This window comes from Candidatus Babeliales bacterium (assembly GCA_035944115.1).
In the GTDB taxonomy this organism is placed as follows: Bacteria; Babelota; Babeliae; order Babelales; family Vermiphilaceae; genus DASZBJ01.
Genome location: DASZBJ010000032.1, coordinates 1 through 20,776 on the forward strand (window position 1 = coordinate 1; position 20,776 = coordinate 20,776).

At 39.2% G+C, this 20,776-nt stretch carries 26 protein-coding genes; 16 read left to right on the plus strand and 10 right to left on the minus strand.

The window, feature by feature from the left end; all coding sequences use genetic code 11:
• Window positions 1–138: 138 nt before the first annotated feature.
• Window positions 139–354 (minus strand): hypothetical protein, encoded by a 216-nt coding sequence (locus tag VGT41_03615; protein HEV2601360.1) that lies wholly within the window; start codon window positions 352–354, stop codon window positions 139–141.
• A gap of 746 nt (window positions 355–1,100) precedes the next feature.
• Here VGT41_03615 and VGT41_03620 point away from each other — a divergent pair.
• The 11 genes from VGT41_03620 (at window position 1,101) to VGT41_03670 (ending at window position 8,923) form a co-directional block, all read left to right on the plus strand.
• Window positions 1,101–2,174, plus strand: coding sequence for a hypothetical protein (locus VGT41_03620; GenBank protein ID HEV2601361.1), 1,074 nt, complete (start codon window positions 1,101–1,103; stop codon window positions 2,172–2,174).
• A complete protein-coding gene (locus VGT41_03625) occupies window positions 2,171–2,509 on the plus strand; it encodes a hypothetical protein (protein HEV2601362.1) in 339 nt (112 codons plus the stop codon). The genes VGT41_03620 and VGT41_03625 overlap by 4 nt, the downstream gene beginning before the upstream one ends.
• A gap of 18 nt (window positions 2,510–2,527) precedes the next feature.
• Complete coding sequence (locus VGT41_03630; GenBank protein ID HEV2601363.1) at window positions 2,528–2,830, plus strand: hypothetical protein; 303 nt, start codon at window positions 2,528–2,530, stop codon at window positions 2,828–2,830.
• Entirely contained in the window at window positions 2,827–3,144 is a 318-nt protein-coding gene (locus VGT41_03635) for a hypothetical protein (GenBank protein ID HEV2601364.1), read from the plus strand. Before VGT41_03630 ends, VGT41_03635 begins: the two co-directional genes overlap by 4 nt.
• 146 nt (window positions 3,145–3,290) lie before the next feature.
• Window positions 3,291–3,797 carry an NUDIX domain-containing protein gene (locus VGT41_03640; protein HEV2601365.1) on the plus strand — a complete coding sequence of 169 codons (507 nt, stop codon included), beginning with the start codon at window positions 3,291–3,293 and terminating at the stop codon, window positions 3,795–3,797.
• A 16-nt stretch (window positions 3,798–3,813) separates the two neighbouring features.
• The gene (locus VGT41_03645; protein HEV2601366.1) at window positions 3,814–5,175 is read left to right on the plus strand and encodes a WD40 repeat domain-containing protein; all 1,362 of its coding nucleotides are present in this window, start codon (window positions 3,814–3,816) and stop codon (window positions 5,173–5,175) included.
• Between the two features lie 25 nt (window positions 5,176–5,200).
• Complete coding sequence (locus tag VGT41_03650; protein ID HEV2601367.1) at window positions 5,201–5,713, plus strand: hypothetical protein; 513 nt, start codon at window positions 5,201–5,203, stop codon at window positions 5,711–5,713.
• A 131-nt stretch (window positions 5,714–5,844) separates the two neighbouring features.
• Window positions 5,845–6,567: a hemerythrin domain-containing protein gene (locus tag VGT41_03655; protein HEV2601368.1), complete on the plus strand. Its 723-nt coding sequence runs from the start codon at window positions 5,845–5,847 to the stop codon at window positions 6,565–6,567.
• 111 nt (window positions 6,568–6,678) lie between these two features.
• Window positions 6,679–7,275 (plus strand): hypothetical protein, encoded by a 597-nt coding sequence (locus tag VGT41_03660; protein ID HEV2601369.1) that lies wholly within the window; start codon window positions 6,679–6,681, stop codon window positions 7,273–7,275.
• Window positions 7,276–7,323: 48 nt separating this feature from the next.
• The gene (locus VGT41_03665) at window positions 7,324–7,980 is read left to right on the plus strand and encodes a hypothetical protein (protein HEV2601370.1); all 657 of its coding nucleotides are present in this window, start codon (window positions 7,324–7,326) and stop codon (window positions 7,978–7,980) included.
• A gap of 214 nt (window positions 7,981–8,194) precedes the next feature.
• Window positions 8,195–8,923 carry a WD40 repeat domain-containing protein gene (locus VGT41_03670; GenBank protein HEV2601371.1) on the plus strand — a complete coding sequence of 243 codons (729 nt, stop codon included), beginning with the start codon at window positions 8,195–8,197 and terminating at the stop codon, window positions 8,921–8,923.
• Between the two features lie 112 nt (window positions 8,924–9,035).
• Here VGT41_03670 and VGT41_03675 read toward each other — a convergent pair whose 3' ends face one another.
• From VGT41_03675 to VGT41_03710, 8 genes are all read right to left on the minus strand, one after another.
• Window positions 9,036–10,262, minus strand: a complete 1,227-nt coding sequence (locus VGT41_03675; protein HEV2601372.1) for an MFS transporter — start codon at window positions 10,260–10,262, stop codon at window positions 9,036–9,038.
• A 236-nt stretch (window positions 10,263–10,498) separates the two neighbouring features.
• Entirely contained in the window at window positions 10,499–10,672 is a 174-nt protein-coding gene (locus VGT41_03680; GenBank protein HEV2601373.1) for a hypothetical protein, read from the minus strand.
• 34 nt (window positions 10,673–10,706) lie between these two features.
• Complete coding sequence (locus VGT41_03685) at window positions 10,707–10,889, minus strand: hypothetical protein (GenBank protein HEV2601374.1); 183 nt, start codon at window positions 10,887–10,889, stop codon at window positions 10,707–10,709.
• Window positions 10,890–10,933: 44 nt separating this feature from the next.
• Window positions 10,934–11,683 carry an ATP-binding cassette domain-containing protein gene (locus VGT41_03690; protein ID HEV2601375.1) on the minus strand — a complete coding sequence of 250 codons (750 nt, stop codon included), beginning with the start codon at window positions 11,681–11,683 and terminating at the stop codon, window positions 10,934–10,936.
• The gene (locus VGT41_03695) at window positions 11,670–12,539 is read right to left on the minus strand and encodes a hypothetical protein (GenBank protein ID HEV2601376.1); all 870 of its coding nucleotides are present in this window, start codon (window positions 12,537–12,539) and stop codon (window positions 11,670–11,672) included. The genes VGT41_03690 and VGT41_03695 overlap by 14 nt, the downstream gene beginning before the upstream one ends.
• Entirely contained in the window at window positions 12,536–13,504 is a 969-nt protein-coding gene (locus VGT41_03700; GenBank protein HEV2601377.1) for an ABC transporter substrate-binding protein, read from the minus strand. Before VGT41_03700 ends, VGT41_03695 begins: the two co-directional genes overlap by 4 nt.
• A 17-nt stretch (window positions 13,505–13,521) precedes the next feature.
• Entirely contained in the window at window positions 13,522–14,490 is a 969-nt protein-coding gene (locus VGT41_03705; protein HEV2601378.1) for an ABC transporter substrate-binding protein, read from the minus strand.
• A gap of 355 nt (window positions 14,491–14,845) precedes the next feature.
• Window positions 14,846–15,430, minus strand: coding sequence for an NUDIX hydrolase (locus tag VGT41_03710; GenBank protein ID HEV2601379.1), 585 nt, complete (start codon window positions 15,428–15,430; stop codon window positions 14,846–14,848).
• 123 nt (window positions 15,431–15,553) lie between these two features.
• On the opposite strand from VGT41_03710, the gene VGT41_03715 reads away from it, so the two are divergent.
• Window positions 15,554–16,204: a class I SAM-dependent methyltransferase gene (locus VGT41_03715; protein HEV2601380.1), complete on the plus strand. Its 651-nt coding sequence runs from the start codon at window positions 15,554–15,556 to the stop codon at window positions 16,202–16,204.
• Between the two features lie 129 nt (window positions 16,205–16,333).
• Here the strand turns inward: VGT41_03715 and VGT41_03720 are convergent, their stop codons facing one another.
• Window positions 16,334–16,636, minus strand: a complete 303-nt coding sequence (locus tag VGT41_03720; GenBank protein ID HEV2601381.1) for a nucleotidyltransferase domain-containing protein — start codon at window positions 16,634–16,636, stop codon at window positions 16,334–16,336.
• A gap of 124 nt (window positions 16,637–16,760) precedes the next feature.
• Between VGT41_03720 and VGT41_03725 the strand changes: the two genes are divergently transcribed.
• The 4 genes from VGT41_03725 to VGT41_03740 all read left to right on the plus strand — a co-directional run bounded on the left by VGT41_03725 (window position 16,761) and on the right by VGT41_03740 (window position 20,448).
• Window positions 16,761–17,264 carry a GNAT family N-acetyltransferase gene (locus VGT41_03725; GenBank protein ID HEV2601382.1) on the plus strand — a complete coding sequence of 168 codons (504 nt, stop codon included), beginning with the start codon at window positions 16,761–16,763 and terminating at the stop codon, window positions 17,262–17,264.
• A gap of 4 nt (window positions 17,265–17,268) precedes the next feature.
• The gene (locus VGT41_03730) at window positions 17,269–17,958 is read left to right on the plus strand and encodes a peptidase E (GenBank protein ID HEV2601383.1); all 690 of its coding nucleotides are present in this window, start codon (window positions 17,269–17,271) and stop codon (window positions 17,956–17,958) included.
• 113 nt (window positions 17,959–18,071) lie between these two features.
• The gene (locus VGT41_03735) at window positions 18,072–19,202 is read left to right on the plus strand and encodes a hypothetical protein (GenBank protein ID HEV2601384.1); all 1,131 of its coding nucleotides are present in this window, start codon (window positions 18,072–18,074) and stop codon (window positions 19,200–19,202) included.
• Window positions 19,203–19,365: 163 nt separating this feature from the next.
• Entirely contained in the window at window positions 19,366–20,448 is a 1,083-nt protein-coding gene (locus tag VGT41_03740) for a hypothetical protein (GenBank protein HEV2601385.1), read from the plus strand.
• Window positions 20,449–20,776 lie beyond the last annotated feature (328 nt).

Consider the following 20,776-nt stretch of genomic DNA (forward strand, 5'->3'; position numbering starts at 1 on the left):
TCCATTCAACATTAGGTTATCTAACGCCGGATGAGTTTGAACAGAAATATCTTATAGGAGCAGTAGGGTGAAGCTCGCCTTACCGGCGACAGAGGTAATCCACTCTAGGTTCCTTGTGTCTACAAAACTGTTGCAAGATCAATACAAAGAATGGACGGTCTTGTAGCGATCTACCACTGCAGTCGGAAACTTAGCTTGTAAGCGCTGGAGATCGGCGATAGTTTTTTGTGCTTCTAGAAATCTAATCACGCTGTGCCGCGTTGCAGGGGTTGGCATATAGGTTCTTGCGAACATGCCATAGGCATTGTTTGTTGCCAATAACAGCGTTGTGTAGAGTAGTACTATTCTTTTCATAAATGATATTTCCTGTTTTACGTGTGTTTTTATTTTTACGGTTGCTTAGTGTTGATCAAAAACTGTTTTTTGTATAGTTCTTTTTTAAGAACTTATCCGAAAAATCTCACCATATTTGAACGCTAACTAGAACAAAAGGCCCTCGATCGTCGTCACGAGCCCGTCTTCGCTTGCAGCTACGCCGGGCAGGCCGCCGACTTGTCCGCCGAAGCCTTGGCGAAGGAGGATTCGCGTGCGGGTGATCCAGGTTAATAAAGAAATATTTAACTGAATTCAATGTATTGTGCCGCGCTCATACTGAGCGCATAATTGCCTGGATGGCTGCGCATACACTCGCCAAGAGGATGGAATGCCAAAAATGCTCTAGAATGTCTATCGTTTGCAATATTTTGCAATACATTAACGCTCAACACGTTTTCGGATAAGACTTAAGTTGAAAAAAAGAGAGCAAATGTACGGTTTGACCGCATCATTTGCTCTGGGTATAACACGCTACATCAATGTTTTTTACAGTTTTGATTTGATGCTTCCTTTTTTTAAAAATATAGGGACATGCTAAAACATTTTTTTGGGCAGATGCAATGTTATGCGATCGCGTACATTTTTTGGTGACTACAACATAGAAAAAGGTAGTGAAAACGCGCATCTGTTGATTTGGAAAGAGAACTTGCAGTTGTATGTATGTTGTATTCGAGAAAAAAATCAGGCGTAAAATCTTTTGGTGAGTTGACCATAAGGAAAGAATAATGATCATAAGATATATGAACTATTTCTTTTTGATCGCTACATTGTTTTTTAGCGTTAACATGCAGTCACATGGTTTTGGTGAACAAACATTTATTAGAGCTGCACACAAGGATGGCCCGATTAAGGGCTGTTGGGCAATGAATCAAGTTGTTCGCCTTGCTCGCGAAGATAAAAAACAATATGTAGTCAGTTATGATGAAAAAACTGATCGATGGGTAAGCAAGAAGATAAAATCAGTTGGCCAGAGTAAGGCCAGTTGTTGTTGTCGTATATCATTCAATAAGCCTTCGCTTGATATGATATGCACCCCGACACAAGTTTTTTATCGGATGACTGATAAGCAATGGGTGCCAGCATACATGCTCAATGTTGGAGATTTTTTGCTGTGTGAGGGCCATACAGAGATTCAAATTGCTGCATTATCGGTGATTCCGGAAACAACACAAGTATATGCGCTTGAAATAGAAGATACGCATACATTTTTAGTTGGTATGGAAGCTGTTGTTGCGCATAATATTGCTATTCCTTGGCAAGCAGTGATTGGATTTTCTATTTCTTACGATCTGGGAGTAGGCGGTTGTTTAGGCGGCGTTACTTTAGGACCTGTCGGATTGGTAGGAGGTATTGCCCTTGGCGGTGTAGCAAGTTGTGTTATAAAATATTGTACTCGCGAGCGAATTGCCGAATATGATGTTGAATTAGAACCGGAAGTTTTGAGAAGTGTATTTGGTGGGACGAGCTCTTATGCAAAGAGTAAGGGGAAAGGAGAGGAGAAGGGCAAGGAAGGTGACAAGGGTAAGGAAGAAGCGAAAGATAAGGAAAAGGATAAAGATGGAAAAGCACCAGGTAAACCAAATACAGAAGAAGATGGTTTTGTTCCGGAGAAAAAATGGGATGGAAGGAAAGTGAAACATCCTCACACTGGGCAGCGTGGGTATCCTAATGAGGATGGCAACTTATGGGTGCCATCTGGCGAATCTGGTCATGGAGGGCCTCATTGGGATATTATAGATAAAAAAGGAAAACATATTGGTAATGTTCATCCGGGAGGCCACATACGAGGAGCAAAATGAAAAATGTTAAAGATAAAAATATGTTAATTTGTAAGAGCACTAAGTTTTATTGTAAAAAAGATGAAGAGGCTTTTTTTGAATGCATAAAAAAAATTACATGTATTGATAAAATTTCAGGCGCAGGTAAAGAGCTGTATTTGCATTTGGCTGCAGATGAGTTACATGATAATGATTTGCGAGACATTATAGGATTGTTTTTTAGGTACAATGTAGATATGAAACAGCTTGCCAGGTTCTTAACCGATAGAAATAGAGTATGGTTTTTTGATAAACCAAAAGGATATTTCAGAGGATATTGGCATCAACGAGTATTTGGTCGTGCAAAAAAATCTTAATGATGAGGTATAAGGTGTATGGGTAGTTGTATTTTTACGTATAAACGGGGTATTAAGTATAGTTATTCATTTGATCAGCTTAATTATCAAGTAGGTCTTAAATGTAGACAGCCGACTAAAGATGATGGCTTTGTTGAACAAAAAAATTGGGATGGCAAAAAGGTGATACAACGAAGAGGCTATGGATGGCCAGATGTGAAAGGTAATATTTGGATTCCATCGGAGCTTGCTGATGATCGAGGCGTTCATTGGGAAGTGCAGTATCCTGATGGTGATTATGATCTAGTTTTTGCAACCGAAAATCGTGAGAAGAAACAATGACCGATAACAGAGAGAATATTTTAGTATGCAAACGGGTGGGATTCGTTGATCAAAAAGGCGAAGATGCCTTTTTTGAGTGGATTAAAAAGATAGAATTCATCGATAATTTCTATGGCCGTGGTGATGAGTTGTATTTGGAAACTCTGTCATACGATGATATTAGTGATGATGAATTAGATGATCTAATAGGTCTGTTCTATCGCTATAAGATAGCTAATATGAATCAACTTGCACGATTTTTAAATGATCGTAATAAGCATTGGTTTTACGACAATAAAAAAGCATTTTGGCATAAAAAAGTTTTTGGTGAGTAACTATTTAAGATATATGCGATTTATTATGTTTAGATGGGCATTTTTTAGATGTCCATTTTGTTTTTGTGTAGGCCATTCGGTATACTATCCCTTCTGCAGCGCTTTATTAAAAAATTGTTACAGCAACTATGAAAGGATCATATACCATGTCTATTGTAATCAGAACGTGTGCACGATTATTACTTTTGCACGATAACAAGGTGTTGCTTATGAAGATTGGGGATTTGGACATTGGTCCAGTTGGCGGAGTAAAGCGTGAAACATTTTGGTGTACCATTGGCGGTGGTATGGAAGAAGGGGAAACGATTGAGCATGCAGCTTTGCGAGAAGTGTATGAAGAAACGGGTATTGCAAAAGAACTCGTGGAACTTGGGCCGCTTGTGTGGTGTACCGAAATCGATTTAATCTGGAAAGAACAAGCGACGCGATTTAAAGAGTATTATGTGGTGGCTAAGACGGCACAAAAAGAGGTGACCCTGCATGCGCTTACTGACGATGAAAAAGCGGTAGTAAAAGAGCTGCGGTGGTTTTCTTTGCAGGATATTATTGATTGTAAAGATCCAATTTTTCCTGAATTTTTACCGGAATATTTGCCTGCTATCTTGGCAGGTGATTATCCAAAAGAAATGTTGGAATTTGATTTGAATATATAACATTAAAGAAAGAACTATGATGATTACAAGACAAAATATATGGATAGCGATTGTAGGTTTTTTATTAATAACTGTTCATCCAATAGAGCCAGCAGCAGAAGCGTGGAATTGGGTGCGGAAAGCGCTGGGCAGTGGATCGCAAAAGCAAAAACCTAAATCTATCAAAACGACCGAAGGGTTGTGTTTAGCACTCCCCTCGGTAATACAGAAAAAAATATTATTCGATTTTTTACTAACAGAAGCTCAAAGAGCTTCCTTATCTGATCAAGATGTGATAGCGGTAGCACCTGTTATGAATATTGATGAAAGAAATGTGAGTCTTTTTGATGTGAGCCCCAATGGTAAATTTCTGGTAACGTATGTGCCAGGTGCAACAATCTCTGTTTTTAACATAGAGACGCATGAGTTGTTAGATCAATGGCAAGATAGAGATTTGGATGGTATTTCGGTTATAAAAATTAGCCCTGAAGGAGAGCGCGTAGCGACAGGAAGAAATCATTTTGTCTCTCTTCCAGGAATAAAGGTAGTTCCCGTTGGTTCTCATGGAAAACAAGAATTTTCTTTTGGCAAAGAAGCGGCTTCAAATTTAGAAGGAATGCTCCATCATAAGGACATTCAGATTAGTACGAATGGTAACATTATTACAACGATAGAACACCAGGTTAGAAGAACGCGCGATGAATATCGCGAGCCGGGCGAGCCGACCTTTTTGAAGACGCTCATACGTGCATGGAATGTTGATAAAAAAACAGTACTGCTGAGAATGGAAGAAGATGCTCCGCATGTTGTGGTGAGTGGCGATCGGCGCAAGGCTTTGGCGTGGGCAGATGATAAAAGTGATGCGCAGTGCAAGAGTGTACCCGAGGGAGAACTCTTATATACACTGCCGGGATCTGTAACGCAGGGTGCATTCAGTGCTGATAACTCTTTGTTGGCGTGCGTGCGCGGTTATAACGTAGAAGTGTATGATGCGAGTTCAGGGGTGCCAAAATATCGTTTTAATAATCGGGCTGGAAACTATACAAGATCGATAGCATTTACGGGTAATAATGATTTGGTGATCACTGGTTTGAATGGGCAGGGAAAGAGTAGTGCAGGAGTATACAGTAATAAAAAACATGGAGAGCTTTTACGCGTATTCACTATTTTACAGAAATATGCAAAAATAAACGCTTTTTGCGAACCACAATTTCGTAGCAATCTACTTACTATTGCTGGTGGTACACGGCTTATTACAAGGCAGGGAGAAGATGGGGCAATGAGAGTGTGGGGAGCTAGGACACCCGTTAATCACATGCACACACACCTTCTGAATCAACAAAGGCAGCAGCAAGCGCGATTGGAAAGACGTGGCAGTGAAGAGAAGGGTGATGCATAAAAATAAATTGACAACAGGGTAGTTTATGAAAATTGCCATTATTGGAAATTGCGGATCGGGAAAATCCACGCTTGGACTGAAACTACACCACTTATTGGGTATTCCATTATACCATTTAGATCAGTATTTTTGGCGACCTGGTTGGCAGGAACCGGATCGTGCAGAGTTTCAAAAAATTCATGAAGGGTTGTGTGATCGGCAGTCGTGGATTATAGAGGGCATGGCGATTAGGTTTTTTGATTATCGCATTCAAAAAGCTGATGTGATTATTTTTTTGGATATGCCAACAGCTCTTTGTTTGTACCGGGTTTGTAAACGGGCGGTTACCCATTTTGGCAAAGTCTATTTTTCAAGTGCCCCGGGCTGTCCCGAGCGAGGTCCTGATCGTAAATTTTTAAAATTTATTTGTTCATATAATAGGGATAAAAGGCCTGTTATTGAGTCGTTATTACATCAGTATACAGATACAAAGAAGATTTTCGTTATCAGGAATAAGCATGAGGCGGACGATTTTATAAAGCATTGGCCCATGGAATAATACAATAAAAAAAAGCATGGTAGAGATCATGCGTACTTATTTTTAGCGTTGTTATTGAATGTGTCATTACATTTTTACTATCTTTTTCCTGATTAACGTTTTAAAAATACAATTTTCATGAAAGGGGAGTGATGATGCAGTGGCGACGTTGTTTCGAATCCAGTATGTACTTTATTATTTTAGTAATTGGTGTTGGCACCCATAGCTTTTGTTTTGCCGCTAAAAACTCCAGTATTAAAAAAGAGGTTATGAAAATTCAGCAAGAGGAAGAGCTTCCTCTTACTGAAGATCTAATGCGTGAGCATGGTGTCCTTAATCGGGTCCTATTAATATATGAAGAAATTATTAGAAGAATTGAAGGAAACGAGTTACCAGAGCAATCCCTGTCTCAAGCCGTTGTCATTATTAAAGATTTTATTGAAAATTATCATGAAAAACTTGAAGAAGATTACCTATTTCCGCTGTTTGAGAAAAGCAAAAGGCAAGTTTCTTTGGTCAAAACTCTCCGTAAACAACATGTAAAAGGTAGAGATATTACTGCGGAGCTGCAAGGACTTATTGATATGGGGGGGCCAAAGAATAAAAAAAGAGAAAAGCAGATTGTAAGATTACTAAAAAGGTTTATTACCATGTATAGACCGCATGAAGCGCGTGAAGATACTGTACTGTTTCCACAAGTACGGTCATTAGTGAGTAAAAAAGAGTTTGAGCAGTTGGGAGACAAATTTGAGGATCTCGAATATAAACTATTTGGCGAAGAAGGTTTTTTTGGGATAGTAAAAAGAGTTGCTGCTATTGAAAAAGAGCTAGGCATTTATAATCTTGAACAATTTACCCCAACGACCTATCCATAACGATATAACAAAAACATTAATTATTGACTGGCTGTCGATCGACTCTTTATTCTTGTTTTGTATGATATATGACATATGTACTATGTCTAATACAATAAGAAGGAGATAGGAATGATCAAGAAGTTATGCATCGTGGCATTATTGTTGAATATGCAAGTGGGGCATGCGGTAAATGTTAATGTATATAACAACATCCCCGTAAAGATGTATGCACGCTGGGAATTTGTAGGAGATTATTTCAGACGAGAGATCCCTGCAGCGATATTGACCGCGCTCGCGTTACAAGATTTAGCGGGATGCCAGGTGCTTTCGTATAGCTGGAAGGTTGCTGGTTTTTCTCCCGTAGAAAAATCTGGATGGATGGGGGTTAATGACTGGCGCTTGCATAAAGGTTTTTCTGATGTACACACAGTGGGCGCTAAAGTTGGAGACATTTGGGGAAGAAATCCAGATACTGGCTGCGCACTTGTTTTTACTCAAAAAATGTTTGAACAAAAGGCAGGTGTTTCTTACACACTAGGCCAATGTTGGGGCATAGATCCAGATTTGTATTCTGCGCCAGCAGGACAGGCGGTATATAATAACTTTGCACTGATAGTAATTGCGGTTAAAAATGATGCAGATAAAGATACCGCAGGCAATGCTCAGTGGTGGCCGAAATTTCGAATATTTAGACTTGATGCAGATTTCAGAGTGCCAGGTTTGTAAGTTGAATTATATTTTTTAATATTTTTATCATAATAAAAGGAGATAGTGATGATATTAAAGCGGTTGTCCATATTTGCAATTGTTTTGTTGTGTGGCACACAACCTGTTAATGCGGTCAATGTTAATATTTATAGCGTACTACCATTCGCAATGTATGCTCGATGGTTGTTTGCAGGAGATTATTTTAGACGAGATATACCTGCAGCAACGCCGTACGCTTCTGGCATGATAATTCCGACATTTTATCCAGATTATGTCAGATCATTAGCGCTCAAATATTTGATGGTTTTTGGATGGATGGGCGTTAGTGACTGGCGCTTGCATACAGGTTTCACTGATGTGCATACGGTAGGAGCCAAGGTCGGCCAAGTATGGGGAAGGGATCCGGTAACGTGGCTTCCACTCGTATTCACTACGGACATGCTTAATGCATACGGCCAGTGTTGGGGAATAAATAATGATTTTTATTCTGCACCGTTAGGACAAGCTGTTTATAGCCATTTTTTACTTAGTGTAACTCCTGTCAAAAATACTGATCCTAAGTATAAAGATGCTGCAGGGAATAGTCCTTGGTGGCCGAGTTTTAGAATAACTAGATTAGATCCAAGTGTTTCGGATCAGATTATTAATGGTCTTGCAAGTGCTGGGGGAGCTTTACAAATTTTAACTCCAGATAGTTGGGGGATTACGGCGCCAATTTTGTAAATTGAGCTTTGTATAACAGTAGATTTTTTAAGTAGGGAGCGAGTGATCGCTCCCGATTCTTTTATCGGTTTTTAAAATCAATTATACAGTGCAGAGTGTGTAGAAACAATTAATAAAGTTGATTGCAATGAAACTTTGTATTTCAAGATAATTTTCCTTATAGTAGTGGCTATATTTACTGCAGTTGAACTTTAGTTAATAAAAGAAGGTTTTTATGATCAGAAAACGATGGTGTATTCAGTTGAGTTTTATTATTAGTATGCTGTGTGTAGGATCTGAAGCACGATCAGCCAATCAAGAAGAAGAGCGAAAATGTGAGGTGCCATTAGCCGATCTACGAGAGCAACAATTTGGAGAGTGGTTATGTAGCGTTCCCCTGCCATTGTTTCAACAAATAATGAAATATACGTACTCTGAACAAGGGCCATCAACAATATATGACCAACGTACGGCGTGGTTATTCCCTTACATCCTGTGTAACGATGCACAGATGGTAGCGTTGAGCGATGATGGCCACTCATTAGCGACAAAGCATACAGGGAAGATATCTGTATGGGATCCTAAGACATTAGCACTGCTACGAACAACAGAGGATAAAGAAGACGTAGCCACTTTGCCGATTGGCTTTCAACGACCTTCGTTTGCCGATGGTGATAAGTTTCTCATGGTTGCCGATGATGGCACTGTAAATATATATGATGCCAAGACGAGGGCATACATCCGCAGATTTGCAATTGATGGGAAAGACAAGCACGTTATGATTGGTCTGAAAGGTCAATATCTTGTTACGCGCGCTTGTGCGGGGAAAGGTAGTGGCGCAGTACACATTTGGAAACCAAAAGAGTCACGATTTGGTCCGCGAATAGTTGCAGCTGTTACACGGGCTCGCCAGGCATATGTGGCGCAGCAAGAGACAAAAAGGCGTAAGCTTTTGAAGAAATAAAAAAGGAATTGCATGATCGCAATAAAACAACACATGCGCTTGATGTGTGTATTTAGTTATGCAGTGTAATCATCAGCATTATTAGCATGCACTTGCGGATACGGTTCGTTCGTTACAGTATCTTTTCAGGAGGGTTGTTCAGGGGCTCTTGTTTTACAAATAACATAAGAATCAAAGCCACAATTGTTACAAGCAAAGAGTAAGCGAAGGCGGATTGAGGTGATAAGAATGTCCATACAGTACCGACAATAACACTTGAAAATAGATCCCCGAGGCCGTCGATGCTTTGTAAAAGACCAAAACCAATTCCTCTCATTTCTTCGGGTAATAATTGTGCGGCATATGATTTTTCTACTGCGGTAACTGTTCCCGTGCAGAGCCCAGCGCTCATAAAAATAATCATCCATAAAAAGATTTGAGTTTCTGCAAAGAGCAGTGTGAAAGTAGTAATAATAAAAGAACCAAAGCCAAAAATACCGAGTAGCATTCTCCTGTCTACGTAATCGCTGAGATAACCGATACTGAATTCGCTCAGTGCTCGAATTATATTAAAAAGAATATAGAGCAAGATGGTCCATCCTGTTGCAATGATAGATATATTTGTCTGGCCCATGAACATTTGTTGTGCTCGATAGATTAACAGCGTTTTATTAAAATTAGCGATACCAAAAACAAACATAACAAAAGTAAAATATTTAAATTGAAATGGCAGTTGCGCAATTTGCTCATTGAAGGTTATTGGATGTAATGGAGCAGTATTTTTCTTATAATTACTTGTTAGGAAAATGAGAGTTAATACTGAGATTATGCCGGGAATAAAAGCAATAAAAAAATTGTACGGTAACGTACAGTATTTTATGGTAAAAAAAGCGAGTGTAGGTCCTGCAATTGCACCCAAGGTATCAAGCCCTCTATTGAACCCATATACTTTTCCGTAATCAGGTGGAGAGGAAATTTGTGAAAGCCAAACATCTTTCATAGGTTCTCGCAATCCTCGCCCCATCCACGCAATTATTTGGTAAAGAAAAACCTGCCAAATATGGAGCGCGGTTCCAATGAGGCTGGTGAAAATAGGGGTGATTGCATAGCCAATAACTAATATAGGTTTAAAATATCTTACATGATTTGTCAGCCATCCAGAAATCAACTTCATGATCATAGAACAGGCATCAGCAAAGCCCATTATTATTCCTAATGCAAGTGGTGCGTGCATTGTTCCAATCATCTGTTCAATAAACGCCGGTAATAATGCCGTGGTCATTTCGTGATTAAAGTCATTAAATAAACTGGTAAAGCTGATGCCAATTAAGTCTTTACTGAGCCAAGATAGTTTTTTCATATCAGTTTCCTCTGTTTTATGCAGGAGGCGTAATTACTTCTTTCATATTTTTAATGTCATGTAACAATATTTATGCTCAATAAAGCAACTATTTAGACAGGATGTTTTTATGCATCGTGTTTTGACTTACAATGCCATCTTTTCAGAAATGAAAGTGGATCAAATAATTTTTTTATTTGATCCGCTCATGCATTAAAGTGAAGTTTCAAGTAATTACAGTATGTGTCGACGTAAGCTTATATGCTACGCCCGTGTTTTTTGGTACCAATCAGAAGGAGCAACCATTGATCTGCTCGCCACACGAATTGCTGTTGCAGATCTTTTTCAGGTGATTCTGGCATATTTTTGAAATATGTTTGTAATTTGCGAAGCGTTAGAATTTGACGGTGAATTTCTTCCCCCGCTTGCATGCTGTTTTCTATGAAGTATTCTTTGCCAGCGTATTTATAGGTATATGGATAAGGAGTGACTAAAGGGATGCTCCAAGCGGGGTCCCTGGGAGTGAGATGAAAGTATGCGGGTGCCAAGTCGTGCACGATGAATAGGGCTCATAAGTCGGTGCATTGCAGTAATGGGTGTTGTTGCTAATGCAAGGATGATAAGTGTGGTAGAGATTTGGGTATTCATAAGAATTCCTTAAAATGTAAAAAGGTTAAAAATAACAATAATTTTTATGCCGCAAGCTGTGCGTAATCGATTTGTCCAATAAGTTTCTCTGGATTAAGATTCTTTTTTTCTGCAGGTCCAAATTGTCGGGTAATGCTACCGTTTTCTAGTACCCAAACTTTATTACCAATGCTGAGTGCAATATGGGGATCATGGGTGATTAAAAGCGTTGTAATAGAATGTTGTTTGATAAATTGTGCGGCATATTTGAGTAATATTGTGGCAGCCTGTGGATCGAGTGCAGCGGTTGGTTCATCAAGCAATAAGAGTTTTGGTACCAGTTGTGTCGCCATTACAAAAGCAATGAGTTGCCGTTGACCTCCTGACAAGGCATTCATTGGTTTATCTAGTACTGAAACGTCCATGGCAATCTCCTGTATAATCTGCTGCGCGCGAGCGGTTGGCATTGCTTGCATGCCGTTGACCAGTTTTGCAGATCGACGACTATAATGAGCCATAGCAAGATTTTGCCTGACTGTCATAGATCCCGCGCAGTTCAGCTGTGTGTTTTGGAAAATACGAGTAATCATTCCGGCGCGCTTCAGTTCAGGTAACTGAGTAATATCTTTGCCATCAAGGATAATAGATCCCTTTTGCGGTTGTATCTTTCCCGCAATGGTATCAAAAAACGTACTTTTTCCAGCACCATTTCCGCCAACTATGACAATGAAATCGCCGTGTTGCGCATCGCATGATAGAGCACGTAAAATATGATTATTGCCGCGCCAAAGATCAACATTGTTAAGTTGTAGCATGAGATAAATCCTTATTTTTATGCAATGATTGCTTAATAACAATTAATAAAACAATAAGTAATGCGGTGATGAGCTTGTTCCAATCTTGATCCAGTTGTAGTTCAAAAGTCAGAGCAATGATCGTTTGATATGCAATTGTACCGAACAGCAGTGTTATGCCAAACTGCGTACTGATCGTTTGTGCGATGATCATACCAGCAAGACCGATAATGAGTACGCCTACGGTTGTCCATATCGAAAAATATCCTGCATATTGCATAAACAAAGCGCCACTGATTGCAGCGAGTGCGTTGGATAAAGCAAGTCCGAAAATGATATAGCTATGTACATTTTTACCAACGTTAGTAAGCGTTTGTGGAGAGTTGCCGACCGTTTGGAGTAAAAATCCAACTTCTGTTTTGAGCAACCAGTTGATAAGAGAAAAAAGTATGATGCAGAATAGAGTAAGCAACACTAGTGCTTGGTAAGGAGCTAGTGCATCAGGTAAAAGGGTAAAGATAGTAGGTTTGTTGGTGAGTGTCATATTCGAACCAGCTATTTTTAAGCTGACTGAAAAGAGTGCAGTGGTGACCACAATACCGCTAATCAGATTGTTTAATTTTAATTTTGTATGCAATAGCCCCGTTGCAATACCTGAGATAGCACCAGCGGCTGCCGCACCTGCAAGTGCAAGCCATGGATGAACGTTCCACACTATGAGTAGGGCGGTTGTGGCACCGCCAAGTCCGAATGCTCCTTCAACTGCCAAATTATCAAAATTAATCAGGCGTGAAGATACATATACTGCTGCAACAATTATGCCAAATATAAGCCCACGCTCTATAATGCCTTGTGCGACCTGTAACAGTTCTATCATTGTTTTTCCTCAATTAAAATAACGTGATTTTGTAATGATTCGGGAATAATAAGTTCGAGTGCTTTTAATATTTTTGCATTAACGTATATGGTGTCAGTTGCTGCATGTTCAATGGGTAGCGTGCTGTTATCTTTTGTTGTAGTAAGCAGTGTGTGTGTAATGTAACCAGCTCTTTTTCCATGTTCTGCGTAGTCAACTCCACGTGCAGCAAGTGCCCCTTGTTCTACTGCTTGGTTATAGCATGCAAAGAGAGGTTTTTTGTTTTTGTATGCTGTGGTGGCAATAAAGCTCATAGCGCAAGCAAGCATGTTATCAGTAGGGCATATAATGGCATCGGCTTTGCGACATGCTAAACTTACTGCGTTGGGAATATCGCTTTCTTGATGTATGCCGACTTCTATAAGTGCAATGTTAAAAGTATTAAGTTCTTGTTTGATTTGCCGCAATTGAATAATCGAATTGAGTTCAGCAGTGTTGTATAGTACTGCAATTGTTTGTGCATGAGGAAGTAATAGGTGAATCATTTCAATCTGTTTATGCATATCGATCATATCAGTTACGCCATAAATGTTATTCTGTTCTCCTAATATTTGTGTATCGGTCATTGCGGCAACAATAATTGGTTTATCTTTTTCTATTGTTGCCATCGCTTGTGCTGCTGGAGTTGCTATTGCGTAGATCGCCGTTATCGCTTTGTTAATATGAAAGCGCTGCGCAATCGTGTGTGCATTGGTAACAGAACCTTGGGCGTTTTGTATAATAAATTCGACGGAATCATCCATCTTATTTTTTAATTCTGCGATAAACCCATCTCGAGCGGCATCCAGAGCTGGATGTGATGCGGTTTGTAAGATGCCAATAATCGTTTTGTTTTTGTACAGAGATGAATTTGTTTGCTTGGTATAGGCAAGAATACTAACGATTGTTAGTGCAGTAACCGTCAATATTGTCTTTTTTAAATACATAGATATTACCTTTGTTTTTACTGGTCTATAACGTGTACAAGATTTTTAATTGCTTCAGGAATGGTTATATTGAGCTCATCCAAATAATGTTTATTAACGAAGATACGATCGGTTAACGCTTGTTCAATGGGTAATGCATATGTTTTTTTCCCTTCAATAAGTACTTGGTATGCAATGTGTGCAGTTTGCTTTCCGCTGAGCATATAATCAACACCACGTGCAGCTAAAGCGCCTGCCGCAACGAGTGTGTTGTCGCAGGCAATTATTGGCTTTTTATGTTTTTTTGTCAGGGATGTGACCAGTGCAATACTTGATGCAACGGTGTTATCGGTGGGTGCTAGGATCACATCAGACTTTCTGCACGCCAGTTCGACGATTGCTGCTATATCAGCTTCACTGCTGACCGCGAAATCTAATGCAGTTACATGTGATTCTGCAAGTTCTTGGCGCATTTGTTCTGCTAATGTAATGGAATTGAGTTCGCCGGAAGTATATAAAATCCCAACAGTCTTTGCCTGCGGCAGTAATTGTTTAAGCATTTTTATAGTGGCTGGTACGTCCACCATATCGTTCGTGCCGCAAACATTCGTTGTTGGATGTATAATTCCTAACGCGTTTGGATCGGTGACTGCTGCAATAAAAATTGGCCGTTTTTTTTCTACTGCACTAAGCGCCTGTGTTGCAGGAGTGGCAATGGCAAAAAATCCTGTATATTTTTTATTTGTGTGAAATTGTTGTGCAATGGTGTGTGCTTGAGTTACTGAGCCCTGTGCATTTTGTATAACAAACGCTACAGTATCGCCCATGATATTTGTTAACTCTTGGATGAAACCATCCCGAGCAGCATCCAGAGCAGGGTGTGATGCGGTTTGTAAAATCCCAATAGTGTATGCGGCAGTAGGAGTTGTTTTGTGTATTTGCTTGATGACGGTAAAACTTGCAATGAATGTTATAGCAAGTGCAGCAATGATAAAAAGCTTTTTCATAGACATCCTTTCAGGTAAGTGGAAATTTGAGATGTAATTATTTTCGTTTTAGTCATGTCTTTCCGTTTGTTTTTATTACTTTGGGCAAACAAAAAACCCCGATATTTCTACCGGGGTTTTGTATGAGCCTTGTTAATTTTTCTTTTAATTATTGGATAGATATGGCGCAGTCCCCGGATAAAGTAGTAAAAGAGCCGTAGGTAAAGGATAGGACGCAACACATGATAGACACCGACAAGCAAGTGATAGGAGAATTCTGAGAACAAGAATGATTGGTAAGAATTACTGTAGGTATCTTCATACTGTTATGTGTAGCATATAAAAGTACAAATAGCAAGGATGCGAAGGAATTGTCTCAAAGCTGTTGGTTCGAAACTTGTTTAAAAGGGGATGCAATGTTAAATGCCAGTAACTCTCTGCATTTATCAAACATGCGCTTTACTGATTGATTATTTGTAGGCAGCGTTCCATTCATTGGAATCCATCGCAACTCATTTGATTCAGCATTTTGGATTATTTGCTCATCCGAATTTACTGCCAAAAGATACCGAATGTCATAATGATAATGACCGGCCTCTTTTTTGTTAGACGGAATCCAGTGGATATCTATATCAAATATGTCACTGCTTAACGGGATTATATCATTGATTCCTGATTCTTCTTGTGCTTCTTTTATCGCAACAGCAAGTGTATCTGTGTCTCCGTCGCAATGACCACCAAGTTGAAACCATTGGTCCAGTTTTTTGTGATGCATCATAAGCGCATGCGTTCTTGCTTTGTTGAGTAGCCAACATGATGCGGTTATGTGACCACAACAATGTGATCGTTCAAAAACGTTCTCGCTGGTTGATAAAAAATCCAGAATGATTTTTTTAAATTCAGTTTCTTGCTCGGTAGGATTGTAGGCAAGGAGTGCTATTTTTAGTTGTTCTTGTTTCATGTGTTTATTCCTTTTTAACTATCCCAAAAGCGCTTTCTCATGTAATTGCTTAGGTATGAGACTTACGCTATATTGAATCCCATACGTTTTTTGATTTTTATATATATCAATAAAGAATATGCCATGCGATTCATTATAGCAATTTTCATTATTTTAGTAGTTCCCGTTCTATTTTATGTCTTTAAACCCAATCGATGGAACATTTATTTTCAAGAGCATAACAATAATCCACCACGTGAGCTTATTGTACGGGCGATTAATGATATTATAGAAAAAAAGGATGCCATGCATGCCATAGATTTTGGTTTTGGTAATGGCAATGAAACTGTCTTTTTGTTGCAACATGGCTTTTCTGTTACTGCTATTGACGCTCAGGATGCAGCTTTTATGTACCTAGAAGAAAAAACAGATGCGGCCCATTTTGCGGAAAAATTACAGACAATTAAAAGCGATTTTAGCCAGGTTGATTGGAGCATAGTTCCGAAAGCGGATGTATTTGTTGCCAGCCTTTCAATGCCATTTGTACTTCCTGATAATTTTGTAGCGGTATGGCATAGCGTAATAAAACAAATCAAGCCAGGGGGATATTTTGTAGGTCATTTTTTTGATCCTAAGTTTGAAAAGTTTTCTAAGTTCGATCGCAAAAATATGAATTTTTTTACTAAGCAAGAGTTGCTCGATTTGTTTGTTGATTTTAAAATACATTATTTTAACACCACAACAAATGAATCTAATGAGCCACGAATTCATGAGATAATTGCGCAAAAGAGGTAGGCATTGATTTTTTCAGGTTTATATGTCCACCTATATAATTCTGATTGTTTATGACGGTTAATTCTTTTTGGAGATTCAAAGCTTCTTCTAGTGTTTTAAGGGCTTTGTTAAGCTGTATAAAATCTAGTTTTACTCTTTCCATACAATGCCATCTTTTAATATGATTTGCTTGAGTTGATCGGGAACATTATTCATATCAACAATATCGATTTCGAGAGCAAGGGGTAAATTTTCTAATGTCACTCGTGTGCGAGCCATTTCACCCAGTTTAATTACTTCACCAGTATCTAATGCTAAATCCACATCTGACCCTGGAGAATTTGTTCCACGGGCGCGAGAACCAAATAAAATTACTTTTGCAGTAGGAAAATGGTAGTTAATTGCTTTTAAGATCCAGTCTTTATATTCTTGCGTCAAATTATCGTTATTCATGCGTTTATACCTTTTTTAACTATCACCAACATGCGTTCTCATGTCATTGCGTAGACATACTACTTGCGCTATATTGAATCGCATACGTTTTTTGATTTTTATATATATCAATAAAGAATATCACATGTCTTTCATTATAGTAATTCGTCCATTTTCGTTATCCGATACTCCTGCGTTAATTACCCTCTTTCGTGATGCGGTACACGCGATTAACATTCAGCATTATTCTCCTGAGCAAGTTGCGATGTGGGCGCCAGAAGAAATGAATGCTGAACATTGGCAAAATAAGCTTGAATCTTGGCAGAAGCAATTCACAAAAAATATTACCTTCGTGGCAGAAATCGATGGGAAGATTGTTGGCTTTGCAGATATGACTCGCGATGGGTACTTGGATCATTTGTATATTCATAAAGATTATCAAGGGCGTTGGGTTGCATTTCGCCTTTTAAAAGCAATTGAACAGGCTGCTCGCGATCTTGGTTTAGAAAAAATTACTACCGATTGTAGTATCACGGCAAAAGTACCGGCAGAACGTGTAGGATTTGTGGTGGTTAAAGAACAAACGGTGGTAAAAAACGGTGTATCTTTTATTAACTATGCAATGGAAAAGAAATTAAAAAAGGGATAAATCCATGAAACAAATTATAGCAATTGGCGGCGGCGGTTTTGTAAGAAGCAGTGCAGATGACCAAGCGAGACATATGGGGCATTACCTGATTGAACAAACGGGTAAAAAAAATCCAAAAGTTTGTTTTTTATCTCAAGCAAGCGCTGAATCGAAAGAATATATGGTATGGTTTTATAAAACTTTTTTGGCGTTAGGGGCGCAGCCTTCTGATATCTCTTTATTTGGCAGCGTTAAAAATAATTGGAAAGGGCATCTTCTTGCGCAAGATGTAATATACGTTGGCGGTGGTAATACGCGGAGCATGCTTGCACTGTGGCGCGAATGGGGTATGGACGCATTGTTACGGGAAGCATATGAAAAAGGAATTGTCTTGAGCGGTGTTTCCGCAGGGGCAATTTGTTGGTTTGAGCAATGCATTACCGATTCAGTGTGGCCGCTTGGAGCGTTACAGGGCCTTGGGATATTAAAAGGCAGTTGTTGTCCTCATTATGATAGTGAACCAGAACGGCGTCCCACGTATCTTGATTTTACCAAACAGGGGATCGTGCTTCCAGGCATTGCATTGGAAGATGACACAGCAGCGCATTTTGTTGATGGCGTACTGAAAGATATTGTGGTGACGAAAAAAGATAGAAAAGCGTTTACAGTATCTGCAGGTGTTGAAGAAGAGTTAAAAACGGTTTTTATCGGATGAATTTTATTTTTAGTATTCTATAAAAATATCAATTGTGGTTATAAATAAACCGCAAAACAGTATATAATGCTTGCTGATAGATGATACATACAACACTATTAAGGATCTTATTTATGAATACGCGGATACTATTTACTAACGTATTATTATGCATTGCACTATTTGAAGGTGCTATGCTTGCACAGCAATCAGTTGCAGCAGAGCAAAAACAGCAGCCGCATTGTCTACGACGGTTGTATAATGCCACATTGGGCCGTGGGCAGATGCAACGTCAAAAATATTTAACAAGGCTGAGTTTATTACAGAGATTTCAGTATCCAGATGCAGAAATAATGGCAAAAGAAATGAGCAGGATTGATATCGAAAGGCTCAAAAAGCGATATGTTGTGATACATGCGCTTGGATTTAGAAATCCTCAGGATGTTGTACGGAGAATGAATGATCAGGATGTGGCGAATTTGCAAAGGCGTTATGAAATTATCAGTAAGCTTCGTTTTGACGCCGCACATGACATGGCGCTCAGATGCACGGATGAATCGGTGGAGATGTTGAAAGATTTATGTGCTGTCGGTATTGGCAATACATTAGCATACCAACTCAATAGACAGTATTCATTGGAACAGCAACGAGGCATATTGTTTTTAAAGCGTAGTAATTATTTTACGGAGCAAGATGCAATTGATTACGGTATTACCTTTGCAGGACGTCAACAACGATTACTTGCGATAAAAGAAGCAGCTTCGCAAGGCGATTATGTCGTAAAAGAATTATTGAAAAATATTTTAGCACATGATAACACGCTGCATGCAGCAGAAATTCACGCGCAAGGTATCCGAAAAGAAGCTGAAACAGAAGCTCGTAATAAATTGGCTGTAGCACAAGTGCAGGCACAGACATTTTTAAATGCAGCAAAACATGAAGCAGAAGTTGTGCGAGCGGAAGTACAAGTTTTTTTAGCATCTGTAGGTGCAAAAGCAGAAAAAATTATTGGCAAGGAAGCAAAGGAAGTTGTTGGTAAAGTACGTGAGGTTTCTGCTGATATGAGGCGTGATATGCAAAAGATGAATGCTCAGACTGCAGCAACGGCAAAACGTGTTGCAGAGAAAGCAGCGTCAGATCAAGTTAGGAATGAGGTAGCAAAGATGAAAGCAGAAAATGATGCACCACCGGCATATGTAAAGCCTGATGAGGAGAAAGATGCAGCACAGCCACCTTCGTACAAAGAAGCGATGCAGCAAAAATGATTTTACTCCTTATAAAAGACTTTAATGATAATCCCGGCGTAATGTCGGGATTATTTATGGCAGGAAAAATTTTAGGTAGAATCTACTGCAAGTTTCACATAAGATTAAGCATGACGAGGTAAGTGTATACACGAATATGTGGTGGTATAAAGAGGAGTATGTCATGCAGGTAACAAAAATTATACTGTATCTATTGTTTTTTTCGAGTAATTGCGGCGTTGTTTTTTCTGCTATGGATGAAGAAATTACACCATATAAATATACTGAGAGCGAGCGATCAAGGGGGTTAAAGTATACAATTCCTGCATCATCTCGGTTTACCGTGACCCGTTTTGAAAATTCTGCTCCTGATGTGATCTACTATTTTAGTGAGCCAAAAGAGAATAACTATCCGATTGCAATACTCTGTGGAGGATCTTCTAATAAAGAAAATGTGCAGAGTATCATTCATTTTCATCGTTATTTTTTACAAGAATTTTTGGATATGAATGTTGCAGTATTGACGGTAGAGCAATGGGGAGTTGATGGAGACCATGTTGACTTACCTGCATTTATGGAGCATTATACTCGATCGCAACGGTTGTGGGATCATATAACAGTATTGCAATATTTAAAATTGTATCCGCCAGCGGGATGGAATGGAAAAGTTATTTTTTTAGGCGTTTCTGAAGGTGGCCCTTTGGTGACGACATTAACCGAGCAATATTCTGAATTAACGCTTGCGACGATTAACTGGGTAGGCGCAGGTGATTGGAGTTGGCGAGAAGAGTTGTGGAGATTTGTAGCAGAGATGAAAAAGCAGTTGCCATGGTGGTTGAAAAGCTGGGTCAAATTATGCTCATTAGCCCCCTGTTGGATGCATCGATACATCCCGTATATGATGGAACTTCCTCGGTGCAGAAAAGAGTATGATGCTCGCATGGATCAAGCCCTTGAAGATCCTGTAGTAGATAAAGAATTTTTGGGTATGAGTCATATGTATCATGCAGATGCATTAGAATATTCGTTGTGCAATTATACAAAATTAGTGACACCCTTTTTAGTAGTTGTCGGTACCAAGGATACTATTTTACAATCGTGCGATCAGTTTGTGATGGAAGCTACAAAAGCGGGATGTCCGATTACCTATTTTAGAGTTGATGGTATGGACCATTGGATTAGGAAACGCCCAGATATTATTGCAGCATCATTTCAATGGTTGCAGGTGCAAATTGATGAGTATAATGAAAGAAATCGGCAATCATAATTTAGAGCTTATCCGAAAATCACTTTAAAAATCTGGCCGTTGGTTGACTTGGCCTGTTACGTAATGAGTGTCCAACCGTCGTCATTGCGCTTGTCCGCCGTAGTCCTAACGGAGGGGGAAGCCTGAGAAGCAATCCAGGAGCTTGTGCGCCGGCAAGGCGCGACACAATAGATAATTATTTGAATTTTGATCCTGCTACACTTTTGTAGACATGAAGAACTTGTAGTAAACTAACAATTACGAGGGACTTTATGAGAAAAATAAGAATTTATGATAAAGAATTTAAATTAAATGCCTTAGAACTGTATACAGCGGGCAAAACAGGCAC

Coding starts and splice junctions, on each gene's coding strand:
- VGT41_03690 (HEV2601375.1), bottom strand. CDS start 11,683: ATGCTACAACTTAACAATGTTGATCTTTGGCGCGGCAATAATCATATT.
- VGT41_03700 (HEV2601377.1), bottom strand. CDS start 13,504: ATGTATTTAAAAAAGACAATATTGACGGTTACTGCACTAACAATCGTT.
- VGT41_03625 (HEV2601362.1), top strand. CDS start 2,171: ATGAAAAATGTTAAAGATAAAAATATGTTAATTTGTAAGAGCACTAAG.
- VGT41_03715 (HEV2601380.1), top strand. CDS start 15,554: ATGCGATTCATTATAGCAATTTTCATTATTTTAGTAGTTCCCGTTCTA.
- VGT41_03705 (HEV2601378.1), bottom strand. CDS start 14,490: ATGAAAAAGCTTTTTATCATTGCTGCACTTGCTATAACATTCATTGCA.
- VGT41_03630 (HEV2601363.1), top strand. CDS start 2,528: ATGGGTAGTTGTATTTTTACGTATAAACGGGGTATTAAGTATAGTTAT.
- VGT41_03620 (HEV2601361.1), top strand. CDS start 1,101: ATGATCATAAGATATATGAACTATTTCTTTTTGATCGCTACATTGTTT.
- VGT41_03740 (HEV2601385.1), top strand. CDS start 19,366: ATGCAGGTAACAAAAATTATACTGTATCTATTGTTTTTTTCGAGTAAT.
- VGT41_03675 (HEV2601372.1), bottom strand. CDS start 10,262: ATGAAAAAACTATCTTGGCTCAGTAAAGACTTAATTGGCATCAGCTTT.
- VGT41_03660 (HEV2601369.1), top strand. CDS start 6,679: ATGATCAAGAAGTTATGCATCGTGGCATTATTGTTGAATATGCAAGTG.
- VGT41_03730 (HEV2601383.1), top strand. CDS start 17,269: ATGAAACAAATTATAGCAATTGGCGGCGGCGGTTTTGTAAGAAGCAGT.
- VGT41_03685 (HEV2601374.1), bottom strand. CDS start 10,889: ATGAATACCCAAATCTCTACCACACTTATCATCCTTGCATTAGCAACA.
- VGT41_03665 (HEV2601370.1), top strand. CDS start 7,324: ATGATATTAAAGCGGTTGTCCATATTTGCAATTGTTTTGTTGTGTGGC.
- VGT41_03725 (HEV2601382.1), top strand. CDS start 16,761: ATGTCTTTCATTATAGTAATTCGTCCATTTTCGTTATCCGATACTCCT.
- VGT41_03640 (HEV2601365.1), top strand. CDS start 3,291: ATGTCTATTGTAATCAGAACGTGTGCACGATTATTACTTTTGCACGAT.
- VGT41_03695 (HEV2601376.1), bottom strand. CDS start 12,539: ATGATAGAACTGTTACAGGTCGCACAAGGCATTATAGAGCGTGGGCTT.
- VGT41_03635 (HEV2601364.1), top strand. CDS start 2,827: ATGACCGATAACAGAGAGAATATTTTAGTATGCAAACGGGTGGGATTC.
- VGT41_03735 (HEV2601384.1), top strand. CDS start 18,072: ATGAATACGCGGATACTATTTACTAACGTATTATTATGCATTGCACTA.
- VGT41_03720 (HEV2601381.1), bottom strand. CDS start 16,636: ATGAATAACGATAATTTGACGCAAGAATATAAAGACTGGATCTTAAAA.
- VGT41_03650 (HEV2601367.1), top strand. CDS start 5,201: ATGAAAATTGCCATTATTGGAAATTGCGGATCGGGAAAATCCACGCTT.
- VGT41_03615 (HEV2601360.1), bottom strand. CDS start 354: ATGAAAAGAATAGTACTACTCTACACAACGCTGTTATTGGCAACAAAC.
- VGT41_03680 (HEV2601373.1), bottom strand. CDS start 10,672: ATGCAAGCGGGGGAAGAAATTCACCGTCAAATTCTAACGCTTCGCAAA.
- VGT41_03710 (HEV2601379.1), bottom strand. CDS start 15,430: ATGAAACAAGAACAACTAAAAATAGCACTCCTTGCCTACAATCCTACC.
- VGT41_03645 (HEV2601366.1), top strand. CDS start 3,814: ATGATGATTACAAGACAAAATATATGGATAGCGATTGTAGGTTTTTTA.
- VGT41_03655 (HEV2601368.1), top strand. CDS start 5,845: ATGATGCAGTGGCGACGTTGTTTCGAATCCAGTATGTACTTTATTATT.
- VGT41_03670 (HEV2601371.1), top strand. CDS start 8,195: ATGATCAGAAAACGATGGTGTATTCAGTTGAGTTTTATTATTAGTATG.